This window comes from Actinosynnema pretiosum (genome assembly GCF_024171695.1).
GTDB lineage: Bacteria > Actinomycetota > Actinomycetes > Mycobacteriales > Pseudonocardiaceae > Actinosynnema > Actinosynnema pretiosum.
On the sequence record NZ_JAMTCF010000007.1, the window covers coordinates 344,159 to 362,632 of the forward strand.

Annotated in this window: 2 protein-coding genes (1 of these 2 running past the window's edge); one reads left to right on the plus strand and one right to left on the minus strand. The window is 73.2% G+C overall.

Going from position 1 to position 18,474, the window contains the following annotated elements; genetic code table 11:
* Positions 1-13,865 carry the start of a toxin glutamine deamidase domain-containing protein gene (locus LV78_RS17010; RefSeq protein ID WP_253846209.1) on the minus strand. Its footprint begins 17,368 nt before the window's first position, so 13,865 of the gene's 31,233 nt are visible here — the first part of the coding sequence; it begins with the start codon at positions 13,863-13,865; the stop codon falls past the left edge of the window.
* On the opposite strand from LV78_RS17010, the gene LV78_RS17015 reads away from it, so the two are divergent.
* The gene (locus LV78_RS17015) at positions 13,750-18,474 is read left to right on the plus strand and encodes a hypothetical protein (protein WP_253846210.1); all 4,725 of its coding nucleotides are present in this window, start codon (positions 13,750-13,752) and stop codon (positions 18,472-18,474) included. The genes LV78_RS17010 and LV78_RS17015 overlap by 116 nt on opposite strands.

Genomic DNA, 18,474 nt, shown 5'->3' on the forward strand with positions numbered 1-18,474 from the left:
GCCTTGGCGCCCGCCGACACGTACGGCCCCGCGAGCTGGCTGTAGGCGCCGGACGCGCCGATCTCGTTGGCGGTGGTGATCGCCTGGCCCTGCGAGGTGGAGGTGCCGCTCTGCACGGCGGTGTCCACCTTGGTCGTGCCGGGCGCTGGGGTGGTGGTGATGCTCCCGGTGGCGGGCAGGTCGAGCTGCGCCTTGATGTTGATCTCGCGCCACTTGCCGTCGATCTTGACCTGGAAGTTCCGGCCACCGCCGAGGAAGGTCTCGAACTCGGTGTTGACGGCGTGCTGGATGCGCGCCGCGTCGGCGGCGGGCAGGTTCGGCACGGCGGCGGTGACCTGGGCGGCCCCGTGCACGTCCCGGACGGCGATGGTGCCGAGCGCGGAGCTGTCCCGGACGAACTCGGGCAGGAGGGCGGTGTCGAGCTGCTTGGTGGTGGTGTCGGTGGTCGTGTCCGTCGGCGGCACGTCGGTGCGCGCGTCGCCGTCGGTGGTGCTCTCGATCCCGCCGTCCACCCCGGTGGTCCCGGTTTCGGGCACAGCGGTGCCGTCGACCGGAGCCGGGGCCGTGTTCGGCGTGGTGGACGGGGTGGCGTCGGTCCGCCCGCCGGTGGTCGACAGGTCGTCCAGCGCCACGTCGGCGGTGCGCGCGTCCGAGGGCCGGAACAGGTTCCGGAACGTCTCGCGCAACGGCGCGTTCGGCGGGACCGGCTCCGGGTTGGACCGGGACCGGGGCGCGTCGGCCTCCGGCGCGCGCGGGGCGGGCGTGCTCGTCGGGGGCACGCTCGGCGCGCGTGCGCCGGACGGCTCCTGGTTGAGGCCGCGCGGGCTGTAGACGGGCCTGCCGTTCTGGCCGGGCGCGACGTCCAGCTCCACCGGCGAGGACGTCCAGCCGGGCAGGAACGGGTCGACCTGCCTGGTGGAGCCGTCCGGGGAGTGCAGCACGATCGGACGGTTCAGCTCGGTCGCTGTCATCCGCAGCGCGAACTCGCGCGCGTTCTCGGCGCTGCGCGCGTCGGCGTCGGCGTCCGGCGTCGTGGCGCCGGGCCGCGCGTCGGCCTCCGGTAGCCGCACGTGCGGCTGGTGCTGGCCGAAGGCGTTGACCAGGTCGCCCTGGTGCATCGGGTTGGCCACGCGGAACTCGACCATCGCGTCGAGCTGGTTCTGCGGCGCGTTCCACGGGCGGTTCGCCGTCGCTTTCGGCGCCGCCTCGACGCCGTTCCGCAGCACCGCGTCGCGCAGGTCGGAAGCCAGCGGACCTCGATCGCCGGTCGCCTGGTGCACCGCGTCGAACAGGCTGCCGGGCTTGGGTTCCGGGGGAGTGCTCGCGCGCGCCAGCTGATCGACGCGCCCCTCCAGAGCCGGGATGCGCGCTTCGTGCTCGGCGCGCCGCGCGTCCAGCCCGTCGCGCCTGGCGGTCAGGTCGGTGACCTGCTTCTCCAGCCTGGCGAGCTCGGCCGCCAGCTCGGTGCGCTTCCCGGCGTCGGTCTCCCGCGCGTGCTGCTGCCGGGTGCTCTCCACGAGCCCCCGCGCGTTGTCGATCGCGTTCGAGTAGGCCTGGCTCTGCTTGGCCGCGCTCTCGACGGACTGCCGCGTCGAGGCGACCTCCTGGCGCGCCCGGAGGGTGTCCACGTCCGATTTCACGTGGTCGCGCAGCCGCGCGAAGTCCTGTCGCATCGCGCTGTGCGGCTCGGACATGGCGATGTTGACCGCCGCTGCGCGCCGCTCGGCGTCGACGTCGCCGAGGCCGGAGCGGGTGTTCGGCCCGGAGCCGAGCACCTCCCGGCTCGCGCCGGGCAGCTCGGCGGGCCGCCCCGCGCCGGTGTCGGTGGACGTCGTGCTGTGCAGCGAGCCCCGGCCGGAGCCGTCGCTGGTGACCAGCGGGTCCGTGCCCGCAGGGCGGTGGTCGCCCGCAAGCGGGTCGCGCAGGCTCGGGTCCGCGTCCGCGAAGCCCGCTCGGAACTGGTCGTACGCGGGCCTGGCGTTGCCGCCGTTCTGCTCGAAGACCCGGCTGAGCACCGTGTTCAGCTCGATGTGGGTCTGCGGGAGCTTGCCGGTCGACAGGTAGCCCGCCGCGAGCCTGCTCAGGTCGGTGGCCGTCGCCGCGTCGGTGAAGTGCGGCGCGAACGCCTCACCCCGGAACTCGTTCCGGTTGTTCGCGGCGTCGACCTCCAGCCGCGAGTGCGCGTTGTCCTTGTCGGCCTGGCTCGCCCCGTCCGCGCTGGTCTTCTCGGCGTGGGCGACGCCCAGCTCGTGCGCCTGGACCTTGGCCAGACCGCCGGTCAGGTTCGTCATCTCCGCGCCGGTCGGCGAGAAGCGGACGTCGCCGTGCACCATCGGCACGACCGCGTCCACGAACAGGTTCGGCTCGGGCGAGTAGGGGATCGTCGGGTGCGTCTTCGCCTGCTCGGCCCTGGTCATCATGTCCAGGTCGATGATGCTCTTGAACTGCTCGGCGAACGCCCTCGGCTGCTGGTCGAGCACCCGCAGCGCCTCCCGGTGCTTCGCCAGGTCCTCGCCCGCGCGCCTGGCCCGGTGCTCGGCGTTGCGCCGCTCGCGGTTGTTGGTGATGTGGTCGGTGGGCGCGTTCGCGGTCGCCTGGGCCTCCGCGAGCAGCTTCTCGACGCGCGTCCTGGTCTCGTCGATCAGCGCGTCGAGCTTGGCGTCGGTGTCCAGGTCGACCCGGTAGCCGCCGCTGATCATCAGCGGGCGGCTCGCGGGCGCGGCCCCGTTCTCGTTCTTCAGCGAGTTCGCGATGTAGTCGAACGAGTGCTCGCCCGACTCGATCCTCCGCGACCCGTTGTCGAAGTCCTGGAACGACAGGTACGGGTGCGAGTCGTTCGCCAGCATGGCGTTCGTGGCGAACCGGGTCGCCTCGCTGTCCAGGGTGCTGTTGCGCACGGCGCCGTGCGGGAAGCCCCGCTCGTTCGGCGTGTACGACACCGGCACGAGCGCGACCGGCAGGTCGAGCCCGCTCACCTGCTCGGCGAACGCGTCGAGGTTCGGCGCCTGCCCGTCGCGCTGGTTGACGCCGATGACCACGGCGACCTTGCCGTCGAGGTCGCTGCCGGGCTTCAGCTCGGCGACGAACGCGTCCAGGTTCGCCCGCAGGTCGTCGATGCTCGTGATCGCGTTGACCACGAAGGAGACGGGCTGGTTCTTCTCCCCGCTCTCCTTGGTCTTGGCGAGGTAGTTGTCCTTGGTGGTGGAGGGCTCAGCGTGGCCGTCGACCAGCGCGTCGAACTTGGCGTTGCGCAGGCTCTGGTCCAGCCGCACCGACGCGGGCGGCGGGGCGACCACCTGCGAGACGTCCGTGCCGCTGGGGTTGGGCGCGCGGTTGTCGGGCCGGTTGTCCTGCGGGGTCTGCCGGACCTCGGGGGCGCCTTGGTCGCCCCGACGGCCGGAGCCGCCGGGGGCGTTGCCGTCGCGACCGCCCCGGCCCTTGCCCTTGCCCTTGCCGGGGTCGTCGCCGCGCCGGTTCGGCCCGTCGCCCTTGTCCCTGTTCGGCGGCTGGTTCCGCTGGTTCTGCCCGTTGTCCCGGCCCTTGCCCTTGGACGTGCTGGGCGCGGACGGGGCGGCCTGCGCGGGGCGGCCGTCCACCTGGGGAGCGGGCGCGCCGCGCACCGGGGACTCCAGGCCCTCCATCCGGGTCTCGATCTGCCACAGGTTGCGCGGCTTGAGCGAGGCGCCCGCTTCGCCGAAGCGGTTCGTCATGGGACCCGCGTCGTCGAGGACGCGGGCGCCGCCCTTCTGGTTGAAGACCGGCTGGGGCGCGGGGTTCTTCCCCGTGTCCGTGTACTCGTCGAACAGGCCGAGGAAGTGCCCGACCTCGTGCGCCAGCACCTGCGGGGTGGAGTTCACCGGCCAGCTCAGCTGGTTCGCCCTGCCGCCGCTCGGGAACTCGACCGGCCGGTGGACGCCCAGCGGTTCCGTGGTGAACTCGACGTTCACGTTGAACTGGGCGCCGCTGGGCAGCCGGTTGCCCTGGTTGAACAGCGCCTCGACCCCGGCCTTGGCCTTGGCCTCGACCTCGGGGTTGCGCGCCGCCACCTCGATGTTGACGGTGACGTCGCGGACCTTGACGCCGTTCACGTCGAGATCGCGCACGTCGTACGCGATCGGGCTCTGCCACGGCTTCATGTCCATCCGCATGCGGCCGTCGGCATCCCGGTGCACGCGGCTGTTCTCGAACAGCCCGGCGTCCTCGCCGCGCACCCGTGAGGTGACCGGCGTGCTCTCCCGCGCCGCCGCGATGGCGTCGGCGGAGACGGGGGACTTCGGCTCGAACCACGGCGCGGTGGTGGCGGTGCTGTGCCGCCAGCTCGGGTCGCCCAGGACCGGGTGTGCTTCGACGGCCTTGGGCGGGTTGCTCTCCAGCACGTCCAGCACGTCGAGGAAGGCTGCGTCCCGGTCCGCCCTGCCGTCGACGTCCGGGCGCGCGTCCACGTCGGCGTCCGCTCCGGTGCGCGCGTCCGGCGTGCCGACCGGGTTCACGGCAGAGGGGCCGTTCGCGAACGGCGGCGTGGTGTCGCCGGGGCGCTTCAGGTCGTAGTCCACGTGCACGTCGGTCGTGCGACCGCCGCTCTCGCGGACGTCGGCCGCCACGCCGCGCTCGCCGAGCGCGTCCACGACGGCCCGCGCGTTCGGCCCGGACACCTCGACCACCGCGGGTTGGTAACCGCGGCTCTCGCGCATCGAGTTGGTCTCGGCGATGTCGGAGACCAGCGAGTCGAGCTGCGCGGTCTGCCTGGCGTCCAGCGCGGCGCCGGGCTCGGAGTCGAACGACCGCTCGGGCGCGCGCCCATCCGGCGCGGGCCGGGCGGGGGCCGCGTCACCGCGCGGCGGGGTGCCGGACGGCGCGTTCCGGGCACCGTCGGGGGCGGGCGCCTGCGGCGACCGCGCCTCGGGGTTCGCCGAGCCCGTGTCGGCCCCCTGGTTCTCCGAGGGCCACCGGTGCGCGGGCGGCTGCTGCTCGGCGGGCTTCGGGCCCTCGGCGCCGCGGACGCGCTCGCGGTGCTCCAGCGTCGTCGCGGGGTCCGCGAACATGCCGGCCAGTGCGTCGATCTTCGCCTGGTAGTTCGATGCGTATTGGTAGTGGCGGCCGTCCGCGGTGGGCGTGTACTGCTTGGCCTCCGGGTTCGCGAACTCCTTCGCGAAGGCCTCGTCCTGGATCTTGCCGGGCGTGTAGTCCGCGACGGGCTTGCCGTCCGCGTCGTAGCGCAGGGAGAAGTCGCTGCGCGAGCTGTAGGACGAGAAGTCCGCTTGGTAGTACTGGTGGAACTCGGCGAACAGCTTGGCCGCGTTCTCGGCCTTCACCGCGTCGGTGTTCGGCGAGTTCGGGTCAGGCGGGCCCAGCCGGTCGGCGAGGTCGTTGATGAACGCGAACGTGGTGTCCGCGTCGTTGCCCTTGCCGTCGCGCAGGTAGAAGCCGAACGGGTCGGAGTCCACGATGGCCTTGGCGGCCTCGAAGTCGCGCGGGCTCGCCCACAGGCCCCGGTAGTTGCCCATCATCTGCACGGCGAGCTTGTGCTCGGGCTCGCGGTCGTGCAGGTCCTTGCCGTCGCCGTAGAGCGTCTTCGCGTTGTTCTTCTGGATGTCGTGGAACAGGATGGCCTTGGCCATCGTCTCCGGCGCGATGAACCGGGACCTCTCGCTGTCGCGGTCGGTCTTGGTCAGGTCCAGGTACTGGTTGACCACCATCTGCGCGTGCTCGTAGAAGGTCTGGACCTTGTCGCTCTTGTGGGCCTCGCGGTTCGGCTTCCCCGCGTTGCCCGCCAGTGGCGTGGTGACCTCGTCGTACTTGCGGCTCAGCTCGGGGAACTCCTGGATCAGCTTGTCCACGAGCTCCTTGCCGCGCGTGCCGTCGCCCCACACCATCGAGTCCAGGTCGACGCCGACGTCGCGCTGGGTCTCGAACTCGCTCTTCCGCGTCTCCGGGGTGCTGTCGCCGAAGACGTTCTCGTGCGGGCCCTGCTCCCTGGTCTTGACGTCGAGGTCGACCGCGATCTCGGAGGAGTGCGAGGACAGCTCGGCGCCGATCGCGGCCTGGGTGGCCACGTCCTGCACCGTGCCGTGCATGAAGTCGGAGAGGGCCTCCATGTCGACGGCGCCGAACTCGAACCGGGCCAGGTTCGCCTCGGACCGCGTGTTCGCGCGCTCGGCGACCTCGCTCGCGATGGCGTTTCGGTAGTCCGGCGACACCAGGTCGAGGTTCGGGTGCTCCCTGAGCGCCTTCTCGGTCTGCTCCTTCAGGTCGGGCAGCACGTTCCTGATGTCGTCGACCAGGTCGGGCGACCCGTTGTTGAGCGCGCCGATGTAGTCCTTGGCCGCCAGCGAGTCGAGCTGCGGGGCGACCACGGAGGGGAAGACGTTCCGCGTCGCGGCGTCGACCAGGTCCGCCCGGCCGATCTCCAGCTTCGGGACGACCGAGCCGTCGAACTCACCGGTGATCTTGAAGGTGTTCGGGTCGGTCGGCGCGAAGTTCTCCTTCGGACCGAACCAGGGCTTGGAGCCGCCCTGCGCGATGCTGTCCAGCTTGGCCTGGATCGCGTCCCGGACGCTCGCCTTGTACTCGGGCGTGGTGAACAGGTCCTTGCTGGCGCCGGTGAGCGGCGCGAACTTCGGGTCGGCGACGATCCCGTCGACGATCTTGTCGACGAGCGGGTCGAGCACGACCTCCCCGAACGGCACCGAGGGCCTGCTGAAGCCGCCGTCCATGAGCTTGTCGAGGTTGGACCCGCTCTTCGGGGGCTGGCCGCCAGCGTCCGTGACCAGGGTCGCCAGGTCGGCGGGGCGCTGGGCGCCCACCGCGTCCTTGACGTCGGCCGGGGTGATCGGGCCGGGCAGCAGCGCGGGGTCCACCTCGGGCAGGGCCGCCAGCCTCGTGCCCACCTCGGCGGGCAGGAACCTGATCCGGTTGTTGATCGCCGCGCCCTTGACGTCCTTGCCCGGCTTCGCCAGCGCGTTCTCGACCGCGCCCCGCACCAGCGGGTCGTAGTGCGCCTTGACGACGGCCGCGATCGCGTTCTTCTCCGCGCTGGTGGCCGTCGCGAGCTTCGGGTTGGCGAGGACGTCCGCGACCGCGTCCGCGACGAGCTTGTCCGCGGTGGGGGTGACCACGGCGGAGGAGAACGACTCGGTGACCGGCTTGCCGGTCGCCATGATCTTCCCGAGCTCCTTGGGCGAGCGCCAGTTGCTGGACAGCTCCGCCAGCGCGCTCGGAAGCGACCGGGTCAGCTCCGTCTCGACGTTCGCGGCCAGGGCGTCGGCGAAGGCCTTCTGGTCGACCTGGGGCGTGGCGGTGATCTCGTTGGTCACCGCGGCCAGTGCGTCGGGCGCGGTGGACAGCACGCCGTCCTTGATCCCGGAGAGCTGCGCCGCGACGGGTGGCGCGTCCAGCAGGAACTTGTTCAGCTGCAGGTCACGGGTCGCCCGGTCGGCGCCGGGCTGGAAGGCCGACCCGTCCTTCGGCTTCGCCCGCTCGGCGGGGGCGGCGGTGGTGTCCGCCTCCAGCAGCGCGTTGTAGTCCGGGCCGTCGTGGTAGCGCTGGTCGTAGGTGGCCACGTGCTGGCGCAGCTCGGCGGCGATGTCCTTGAGCTTGCCCGCGTCGTTCTGGAAGGTCGCGGTGTCCTTGCCGGGGTTCTTCGGGTCCGGCTTCCACTCGAACCACGGGTCCAGCCTCGTGCCCAGCACGGTGGACTCGAAGCCCGCCGGGATGCCGGTGGTGGCGTGCACGTTGCCCATGGGTTCGACGCGGCCCGCTTGGGAGCGCATCGGGATGGCGTCGGGATCGGCCGCGTAGGTGTAGGTGATCAGCGAGCCGGGCAGGACGTTGTCCTGGAGGCCCTTCAACTCCTTCGGGCCCACGCCGAACTGGTTGGCGTCACCGGCGTGGTCCACGTTCATCGTGGGCAGGTCGCCCTCGGGCGACTTGAACTGCTTCGCCTTCTGCTCCGGGACGGCGTTGTTGGTGACGTCCAGGTAGTTCTCCAGCGGCACCAGGAACGACCGCAGCACCGGCTCGTTGACGCCGACGCCGGACTCGGCGGGCTTGCCGCCATCCGTGATCTTGTACTTGGCCGCCCACTGGGCCGCCCGCATCGGCCGCCCGCCGCCCACCCAGAGCTGGCTGTTGCTGCCGGTGTGGATCGTGATCTTGCCGTCGGCGTCCTGCTGGATGTCCTTGCGCGGTGACGTGCTGATGTCGATCGGGTTGACGATCGCGGTGTACATCCGCACGTAGTGCTTGCCCGCCACCGTCTCGACCTCGAAGTCGCTGCGGTGCAGGGTCTCGTCCTTGCCCTTGGCGCCCGCGTCCCACTTCGTCGGGCCGGGGTAGTTCACGCCGGGCAGGCCGATGGACCGGACCTGCTCCACGCCGCTGAACCTGCCCGCCGCCGGGTCGTTGTTCTGCGCGACGACGTGGACCGTCTTGCCGGTCACCTCGCCGTACGGCCTGGGGGTGAAGTCGCCGTCGGGCTTGAGCACGTAGACCTTGGCGTCGGCGGCCTTGGCCACGGTGTCGAGGTCCGGGTTCGGGGTGCCCCGCAGATTGCTGTTGATCTTGTCGACCAGTGCGGCGCGCTTCTCGGCCGAGTGCGGCTCCACTGCCACCGCGATGGCGTTGACCATCGTGTCGACCGGACCCGTGCCCGGCACGTCGACCGCCTCGGAGCCGTGGATGTTCAGCTTCTCCTGCTGCGCGGCCGGAGGCGTGTAGTCGCGCTGCGGCGCGGGCGCGTTCGGCAGCGCGGGCTCGGGGTTGGCGCTCGACTCGGCGCGCTCGGGGCGCGAGTCGGCGTCGGGCGTGCGAGGGCTCGGCGCGTCCACCTCAGGCGTCCGCACGTCCTGCGGCGGCACGCCGCCCCGGTCGCCCCGGCCGGAGCCGGAGACGTCACCGGGGGTGTTCCCGCCCCGGTCACGCCGGGTGTCGGGCTGCGCGGGGCCGTTGTCACGCGGCTGGGCCTGGCTGTTCGGCTGGGCCTGCGCGTCCGGTCGGGCCTGCGAGGTCGAGCGGGGCTGCGCGTCCGGCTGGACCGGGCCGCCCGGCCTGGACTGGGTGTCCGGCCTTGCCTGCGCCTCCGGGCGCGGCTGGGTGCTCGGCTGCGGGGTCGGCTGGGTGCTCGGCTGGGCGTTCGACTGCGGCGGGGCCGCGTCGAGCCTGCTGCCGCCCAGCGCCCTCGGGTTGTCCTTGAGCGACTGCTCCAGCAGCTTCGCCTCGGCCGCCTTCACGCTGGCCGGGTCGTTGCCCCAGGCGCGCACGTCGGCGTCGGCGCGCTTCAGCGCCGCGTCCGCGTTGGCCGCGTTCGCCTTCGCCGCCTCGTAGTCGGCCCTGGCGTCCGCGACCGACCGGTTCGGGGTGCTGTTGCCGGGGACCACCGGCTTGTTCGGGTCCAGCGCGGCGTTGGCGGTGTTGAGCTTCGCCTCCGCGTCGACCAGGTCGGCGTTCGCCTGGCGGGCGCCGTGGTCGGCCTGCTTGTAGTCGCCCCAAGCCTGCTCGCGGGTCGACGGGAAGCCCTCGCGCTGCTTGCCGAGGTTCGGGCCGGGGTGGCCGTTCGCGTCGGCGTGCAGCGCGGCGTCGAACTGGGCCCGCAGCTCGGGGCTGAGCCCGAGCTGCCCGTCCGGCATCCCGAGCCTGCCGCCCTCTGCCCTGGCGTCGGCCTCGTTGATGCGGGTCATGTGGTCGCGCACGGTCTGCGGCGACTCGAACATCTTCGCCAGCGCGTCGATCCGCGCCGGGTAGTCCTTGGCGCCGGGGTCCTTCGGCGGCGCGTACTGGTAGGCCCGCCCGTCATCGGTGCGCTGGATGCCCCCGGCGTTCGGGTCGTTGTTGGGGACGAAGAAGTCGTTGAACGCGTTCGGCGGCGCGGTGGGCCCCGGCCTGCCTGCCGGGCCGTCCGGGTGCGCCACGGTCGGGTCGAAGTCGCTGTGCTTGGTGTAGGAGGAGAAGTCCGCCTGGTAGTACTGGTGGAACTCCTCGAACATCTTGCGCGGGTTGTCCGGGTTCGGGGTGTCCCTCTTCGGGTCCGGGTCGCCGAGCCGGTCGGCCAGGTCGGTGATGAACTTGAACGCCGTGTCGGCGTCGTGCTCACCGCGCAGGTACCAGCCGATCGGGTCGGAGTCGACGAGGGCCTTGGCCGCGGCGACGTCGCGCGGGCTGTCCCACAGCCCCTTGTTGCGCTCGATCAGGTCGACGGCGAGCTTGTGCTCGGGCTCGGCGTCGTGCCTGCCCTTCGCGTTGCCGGAGGGCGCCTCCGCGACCTCGGCCTTCGGCCCCTTCTGACCGCCGAACTGGTTCTTGGCGTTCACCTTCTCGATGTCGTGGAACAGGATGGCCTTGGCCATCGTGTCCGGCGACACGAACCGGTCCGCCGCAGGCGTCGGGTCGTTCCTGGTGAGGTCCTGGTACTGGCCCAGCACCATCTGCGCGTGCTCGTAGAAGGTGTACTCGCCCTTGGTCGCGCCGTCCCGGTAGGGGTTCCCGGTCTGCCTGGTGGCGACCTCGTCGAACTTGCCCTGGAGGTTCGGCTCGCCCATGAGGGGGCCGTACTCGTTGATGAGCGCGTCGATGGCCGCCTTGGGCTTGGCGTCGGGGTCGGCCAGGATGTCGCTGAGCTTGGCGCCGAACTCGCGCTGGTTGGCGAACGTCGCGTCCGCGCCCGACTTCCAGCCGTGGAAGTCGTTGTCGAACGGGGCGAGGTCCTTGCCGTCCGGGCCCTTGCCGTCGGTGTTGATCTCCCTGGTGTTGAAGTCCAGTTCGATCCGCTTCGCGTCGTCCGCGAGGAGCGCGCCGATCTCCGCCTGGACGGCCAGCGTCTCGGCGGTCTTGATCGTGGCGTCGACCTTCGCGGGGTCGACCGGCTGGAAGGTGAAGTTCCCCAGCGCCTTCTGCGAGTCCTGGTCGGCCTTGGCGGCGACCTTGTCCGCGATCTCGGCGCGGGCGTCCGGGTCGACCAGGTTCAGCGCGCTGTTGGTGTTCAGCTCGGTGCCGAGCGCGTCCTTGAGCTGCGGGAGGACGTTGTCCCGGATGTCGGCCTTGACGCCGTCCGCGTCGGCGTTGATGTCCCCGACGAGGTCGCGGCTGGTGAAGTCGGTGAGCGCCTTGTCCACGACCGGCCCGACGACGTTGTCCCGCACCGTCGACTCGAACTTGCCGGGGTCGATCCGCAGCTCGATCGGCCCGTTCGTCGGGTGCACGCGCGGGCCCGAGGTGACGTCCCGGACGGCCTGGTCCACCCGCTGGTTGAACAGGTCCAGGTTGTTGCCCTGGAGCACGAACGGGGCCGCTGAACCGTCCGGCTTGAGCGCGGGCAGCGTGTAGCCGTTGTTGTCGGGGGCCTTCTTGGTGAGCTGGGAGATGTCCTGGTACTGCTCCCTGATCACGGGCTCGATCGCGGCGCGGTACTGGGCGTCGAGGTCCGCCTTGCTGCTGTCGCTCAGCAGGGCCAGGTCGGGGTGGCCCAGGATCGAGTTGATGATCTTGTCGGCGGTCGGGGTGACCACCGCCGCGTCGAAGTCCCTGCCGTCCCGGAAGCCGTCGGAGAGGTGCTTCTTGATCGTGGCGGGGGTGTTGCCGTTGCCCTTCGCCTGCTGGAAGTCGTTGGTGGGGTTCTTCAGCGCGCTGGCGACCGGGCCGGGCGTCGGGACGGTCCTGCCGTCCTTGAGCGTGCGGTCGGGCGGGTTGAGCGCGCTGTCGATCGCCTTGGCGAACGCCCCGTCGTCGACCTTGGGCGTGCCCGTCTGGGAGAGCACGTCGCCCAGCGCGCCGGGGGCCGTGGACAGGACGTCGTTCTTCAGCGGGGTCAGGCTCTCCGACAGCGGTGGGACCGAGCTGAGGAACTGGTTCAGGTTGCGGTAGCGGGCGTCGAAGTCGGTCGCGACCGTGGACGCGTTCGCGTTCTGCGCCTGGTTCGGCGACAGCGTGGTGTTCGGGTCGATCACGTGGTTCGGCGTGCGCAGCGACGGGTCCTGCTTCGCCTGGTTGTACGTGGTGACGTGCTCGCGCAGCTCGGCCGCGATCTTGGACAGCTCGACCGGGTCGTTCTTGAACGAGCCCTTGGAGTTGCCGGGGCTGGCCGGGTCCGGGGTCAGGCTCATCCACGGGTCGTACTTGTTGCCCAGCGCGTTCGAGTTGAAGTCGGCGGGCAGACCGGCCTGCTCGTACAGGTTGCCGATCGGCTCGGGGCGCCCGGCCGCGTCCGGCTGCGGGATGGTCGCCCCGCCCTTGCCGTCCGACGGGCCGTAGGTGGTCAGCGAGCCGGGGAGGGCGTGGTCGGCCAGGTCGGGCAGGTCCTGCGTGCCGATGCCGTACTGGTTCGCGTCGGCGGTCCGGTCGACGTTCGTCGTCGCCGTGGGGAACGCGCCGAGCTTGGACTCGGGGACGGACTTGGACGAGATGGCGTTGAGGTCGCTGGCGGGCACCAGGAACGAGCGCAGCACCGGCTGCGTCGTGACGCCGCCGGGCAGCGGCTTGCCGGTCTCGGCCGCGTCGTACTTGGCGAGCCACTGGAGCGCGCGACCGGGCCTGCCACCGCCCACCCAGAGCTTCGCGGAGTCCTTGGTGCTGCCCGCGCTGGCGATGATCTTGCCGTCCGGGCCCTGCTGGATGTCCTTGTGCTCGGACTGCACGACGCCGTTCTCGACCTTGATGTCGGCCGGGTGCACGACGGCGGTGTAGATCTTGGCGTAGTGCTTGCCCGCCACCGTGACGACCTCGAAGTCGCCGCGGTGGATGATCTCCTGCTGCGGCTGCCTGCCCTCCCTGGGCAGCTTGCTCGAACCGGGGAAGGACAGGTCCTTGCGCGCGTAGAAGTTCGTTTCCTTCATCGCGTTGAACCGCGCGCCCGGCCCGTCGGGGCCGTCCTGCACGACGTGCGTGATGCGTCCGGTGACCGGGCCGAACGGGCCTGCGAACGTGCCGTCGGGCTTGAGCACGTAGACCTGGGCGTCGGCGGCCTTGGCCGTCCCGGTCATGTCGACGCTGCCGTCGGCGTTCAGCACGGGCGCGACGGCCGGTTCCGGCTTCAGGTTCGGGTTGCTCGGGTCGCGGTTGACGTCCAGCGTCGTGGTGATCGCGTTGGCGAAGCTGGTGGGCGCGTCCTTGCCGTCGACCCGCACCGGGACGGCGCCGTGGACGTCGAGCTGGGCCTGCTGGTCCGGGGTGACGGCGGGGGTGTCCACCTCGGGGGTGGCTGGGCCGTTCGGGGTGGGCGCGTCGGGGTTGGGCGTGGAGTCCGGGTTCGCCGAGGTGGACGCGGTGTCCGCAGGGGGCGCTGGGGGAGCCGTGGCCGTCGCCGGGGTGACGGTCGGCGGCAGGGGGACGGTGCTGTCGGGGGACAGCATGTCCTTGATGAACTGGGCGTCGGTGTCGCGGCCACCGCCGAGCAGGCGCGGGTTGTCCTTGAGGGACTGCGCGCGCAGGTCGGCCTCGGTGTCGAGCAGGGTGGCCGGGTCGTTGCCCCAGGCGCGCACGTCCTGGACGGAGGCGTCGAAGTCGGACTTGGCCGCGTCGAACTTGGCCTGGGCGTCGACCAGGTCCTTGGGGGCGTTGCTGGAGCCCGCGACGTCGTGCCGCTGCTGCGCGGCGTCGAGGTCGGCCTTGGCCTGCACCAGGTTGTGCTCGGCCTGCTTGTAGTTGCCCCAGGCGTCGGCGCGGGTCGGCGGGAAGTCGGGGCGCTGGGTGGACAGGTCGGGGCCGGGGTGGCCCTTGGCGTTGGCCTCCAACGCCGCGTCGAGCTTGGCCTGGAGGTCCGGGTTGACGACGACCGCGTCCGGGTCGACCTGGGAGCCGCGCGCGTCGGGGTTCGCGCTGGTGGGCGCGGGCCGGGACGTGCTCGGCGGGGTCGGGGTGGCGACGGGCAGCGGGGCCACGACCGGCTGGGCGTTCGGGTCGCCGGGGCGCGTGGAACCGTCGGCGGCCTTGCCGGACGGCTGCTGCCCGGCGGGCGGCTGCGCGTTCGGGGGCAGGACCGTCGTGGTCGCGCCGGGCGTCTGCGCGGTGGGCGGGGTGCTGGTCTGGGCGTTCGCCGCAGGCGGGGTGGCCGTCGGGGTCGCGGTCGGGTTGCCGGTGGTCGGCGCGGGAGTGGTGTCCGCGCCTGCCTTGGGCCCCGTGCTTCCCGGTGCCGGGGTGTTCGGCGTGGCGCCTGCCGGGGCGGGCGTACTCGGTGGCGTGGTTGCTGGCGCGGGGGTGCTCGGGCTGGTGCTGCTCGGCGGCGTGGTGCTCGCGGGCGGCGTGGCCGAGGGGCCGCTGGTGGGCGGCGTGGCCTGCGGGGTGCTCGCCGTGGGCGGCGCGGGCGTCGGGGTCGGAGTGGGCTGCGCGGTCGGCGTCGCCGGGGACGGCGTGCTCGTGGGCTGCGCGGTCGGCGGTGCGGTCTGCGCGGCCGGGGTCGGGGCTGCCGGGGGCGGCGTGACCGGGGACTGGGCGGCCGGAGTGTGGGCGGCCGGGGTGTGGGCAGACTGGTGCTGCGGAGCCGGGGTCGGGGTGCTGGTCGGCTGCGCGGTCGGCGCGCTGACCTGCGGGGACGCGACCGGAGGCGCGCCGACCGGGCCCGCCTTCGGCGGCGGGGTGCTCTGCGCGGGCTGGGGCGTCGTAGGCGACTGGGTGCTCGGCGGCTGCGCGCTCGTCCCCGGAGTGCTCGCCGTGGGCGGCGGGGTCGGGTTCGTGGTGGGGGCGCTCGTGCTCGGCGCCGGGGTGGGCTGCGACTGCGTGCTCGCCGGAGACGGCGTCGGCGCAGCGGGCGGAGCCGGAGGGGCCGCCGGGGGCGTCGTGGACGTCGCAGGCGTGACCTGCGGGGTGTTCGGGGCGACCGGCGTCGGCGCTGCGGCGGGCGGCACGTTCAGGCCGCCCCTGCTGCCCTGCGCGCCAGGGGGGTTCGCACCCTGCTGGTTCGCCGCCGGGGTGCCCTGCGGGTTCGCCGCGGGCGTGCCCGGAGCGGACGTCTGGCTTGCCGGGGACGGCGTGCCGGGCGTCTGGCTCGCCGGGGGCGGAGTGCTCTGCGGCTGGCCTGCCGGGGACGGCGTGCCAGGCGTCTGGGCGTTCGGCGTGGAGGCGCCGGGCGTCGGGCTGGTCGGCGACGGCGTGCCGGGTGCCTGGTTGCTCGCCGGGGGCGGCGTGCCGGGCGTCTGGGGGCTCGGCGTGGAGGTGCCGGGCGTCGGGCTGCTCGGCGACGGCGTGCTCGGCTGCGCGGTCGTCGGGGCGCTGACCGGAGGCGTGAAGCCACCCCGGTTGCCCTGCGCGCCAGGGGTTTGCGCGCCCGGCGTGGTCGCGCCGGGCTGGTTCGCGGGCGACGGGGCGGGCGTGTTCACCGCGCCGGACGGCGGCGGTGCGTTCAGGCCGCCCCGGTTGCCCGCGCTGCCCGCCGGGGGCGGGGTGGTCGTGGACGGGGAGCCGGGGGTGGACGTCGTGGGCGACGGCGCGGGCGGCGTGGCCGCCATCGGCGGCGGCGTGGCCAGACCACCCCGGTTGCCCTGCGCGCCTGGCGTGTTCGAGCCCGTGTTCGTGCCGGGAGCGTTCGTGCCGGTGTTCGGGCTGGGCGTGGCGGGCGTGCTCGTGCCGGGGACACCCGTCTGCGCGCCCGGCGCGGGCGTCGCGGTCGGCGGCAGGCCGAGGCCGCCCCGGTTGCCCGGCGTGTTCGCGCCAGGAGTGGCGCCCGGCGTGTTCGCACTCGGCGTGTTCGTGCTCGGCGCGCCCACCGGCGGGGTCGCCGCAGGCGTCCTCGGGGTCGGCGTCGGGGCCGCGCCAGGCGTGGACGGGCCCGACGTCGGCGCCGTCTTCACCGTGCCGTCGCCGCTGACCGGGGGCTTGGGCGCGTCGAACACGCCCTTCGGCGTGCTCGGGCCGCCGAACTTCGAGCCGCCGCCCGTCGTGCCCGCCGGGGGGACCGCGCCGCCCGCTGCGGGCGGGGGAGCCATGCCGCCCGCCATCGGCGGCGTCGTGCCGAGTCCGGTCGGGGCGCCGGGGCGGGCGCCACCGGGCTGCGCCGTCTGGGACGGGGGAGTCGAACCGGGCACCGCGCCCGGCGTCGCACCGGGGGTGCCCGGCGTGGCGCCTGGCACCGAACCACCGGTCACCGGCGGCGTGCTCGGCATCGCCGTCGGGATCTTCGGCGCGCCACCGGGAGTCGTGCCGGGAGTCGAACCGGGCGTGGAACCGGGAGGCGTCGAACCGCCGGTCACCGGCGGGGTGCTCGGCGTCGCCGTGGGCACCTTCGGCGTCGGGGTCGGCGCCGCGCCGGGGGTGGACGAGTTGGACGTGGGCGCGTTCTTGATCGTGCCGTCGCCGGTCACCGGGGGCTTCGCGGTGTCGAACACGCCCTTCGGCGTGCCCGGCGTGACGTACTTCGACCCGCCCCGGTCACCACCGGCGTTCGGCACGCCGCCCGCACCCGCGGCGGGCGCACCGGCCATGCCGCCCATGGGCGTGCCCATCCCGGTCGCGCCCGCGTTCGGCCTGGCCGCCGTCGGCGTCCCGGTCTGCGACGTCGGCGACGTGACCGACGGCGACCCCGGAGCCGAGCCGGGAGCCGACCCGGTCGGCGAGGAGCCGGTGGGCGTCGCGGTCGGGACGCCGCCGAAAGAGCCCGCGCTCGGCGTCGGGATCTTCGGCGCCCCGCCGCCGCCCGTGGTGGGCGACGCGGAGGGCTTGGCGGTCGGCACGTCCGTGCCCGCCTTGGGCGCGGACGAGATCGTGCCGTTGCTGCCGATCGGCGACTTGCCGGTGTCGAACACGCCCTTGGGCGTGCTCGGCGTGACGTACTTCGACCCGCCCCGGTCGCCGCCACCCGCCGTCGCGGGCGAGCCCGCCGGGGAGATCGGCGGAACGCCGCCCATGCCGGGCGTCGCGCCCCTGCCACCGGTCGACCCGGTCGGGGAGGGCGGCGTCGCGACCGCGCCACCCGTGCTCGTGCTGCCGCGCACGCCGGTGGACGGCCCCTGCGTGCCACCGGTGGGCGGCGTGTACGCGCCAACCGACGGCCCGCCGACCGCGCCCGCCTTCGGCACGCTGCCCACGCCACCTGCGCCGGGGACGGTGGTGGGTGCCTTGACCTGGGATCCGCCGGGTCCCTTGGTGCCCAGCGCGCCAGTGGCGGTGGCTCCGGGGATGTTCGTGGGTGCCTTGACCTGGGACCCACCGGGCCCCTTGGTGCCCAAAGCGCCAGTAGCGGTCGCACCGGGGACGTTGGTGGGTGCCTTGACCTGGGACCCACCGGGCCCCTTGGTGCCCAAAGCGCCGGTAGCCGTGGCACCGGGGACGTTGGTGGGTGCCTTGACCTGGGACCCACCGGGCCCCTTGGTGCCCAAAGCGCCAGTAGCGGTCGCACCGGGGACGTTGGTGGGTGCCTTGACCTGGGACCCACCGGGCCCCTTGGTGCCCAAAGCGCCAGTAGCGGTGGCACCGGGCACGTTCGTCGGTGCCTTGACCTGGGACCCACCAGGTCCCTTGGTGCCCAAAGCACCGGTCGCGGTCGCGCCAGGAACTGTGGTGGGCGCCTTGACCTGCGCCCCGCCGGGCCCCTTGGTGCCCAGCGCGCCAGTGGCAGTCGCGCCGGGAACGTTCGTCGGCGCCTTGACCTGGGACCCACCGGCCGTCGTCGGAGACCCGATCGGCCCGGTCCCGGTGGCGCCGGGGATGTTGGTCGGCGCCTTGACCTGCGCTCCGCCGGTGTTCCCCTTGGTCCCCAGCGGCCCGGTCCCCGTGGCACCGGGCACGTTGGTCGGCGCCTTGACCTGCGCCCCGCCCGTGTTCCCCTTGGTCCCCAGCGGCCCCGTCCCGGTGGCGCCGGGCACGTTCGTCGGCGCCTTGACCTGCGCCCCGCCGGGCCCCTTGGTCCCCAGCGGCCCGGTCCCGGTCGCGCCGGGCACGTTCGTCGTCTGGCTGGTCTTCGGCCCCTGCGGACCGGTCGTGCCGATCTGCCCGGACGTCGACGCGCCGGGCACGTTCGTCGTCTGGCTCGTCTTCGGCCCCTGCGCGGACGGCGCCCCGATGAGCCCGCCCGCCGCGCCCGCGGGCTTCTGCGCGCCCGCGTCCGGGTTGATCTTGGTGAACTGGTCCCGCGCGAACTGGTCGTTCTGGAAGTGCGTCTCGCGGGTGGCCCTGATGCCCTCCTGGACCTTGCCCATCGTGTTCGCGGCGTTGTTCGCCTGCTCGACGGTCTTCCCGTTCGACGCGTTCAGCGCCGGGACCGCCACGATGCCGAGCGGCCCCAGCGCGTTCCCGCCGAGCTGCAACCCGCGCAGCCCGCCGGTGATGGCGGTCAACCTCGACTGGAGGTCACCCGCCCTGGACTGCAACCCCTGCATGGAGGAGTCGTTCATGGAGAAGCCCGAGTTGCCCGTCGGGCCACCGCCCGACGAGCCGGGTGACGGGGTCGAGCCACCGCCGCCCGAGGGGTTCGGGTTCGAGCTTCCGGGGTTCGGGCTCGAACTGCCGGGGTCCGCTCCGCCGCCGAACTTCGCCATGAACGACTGTCTCCGCTGCTAG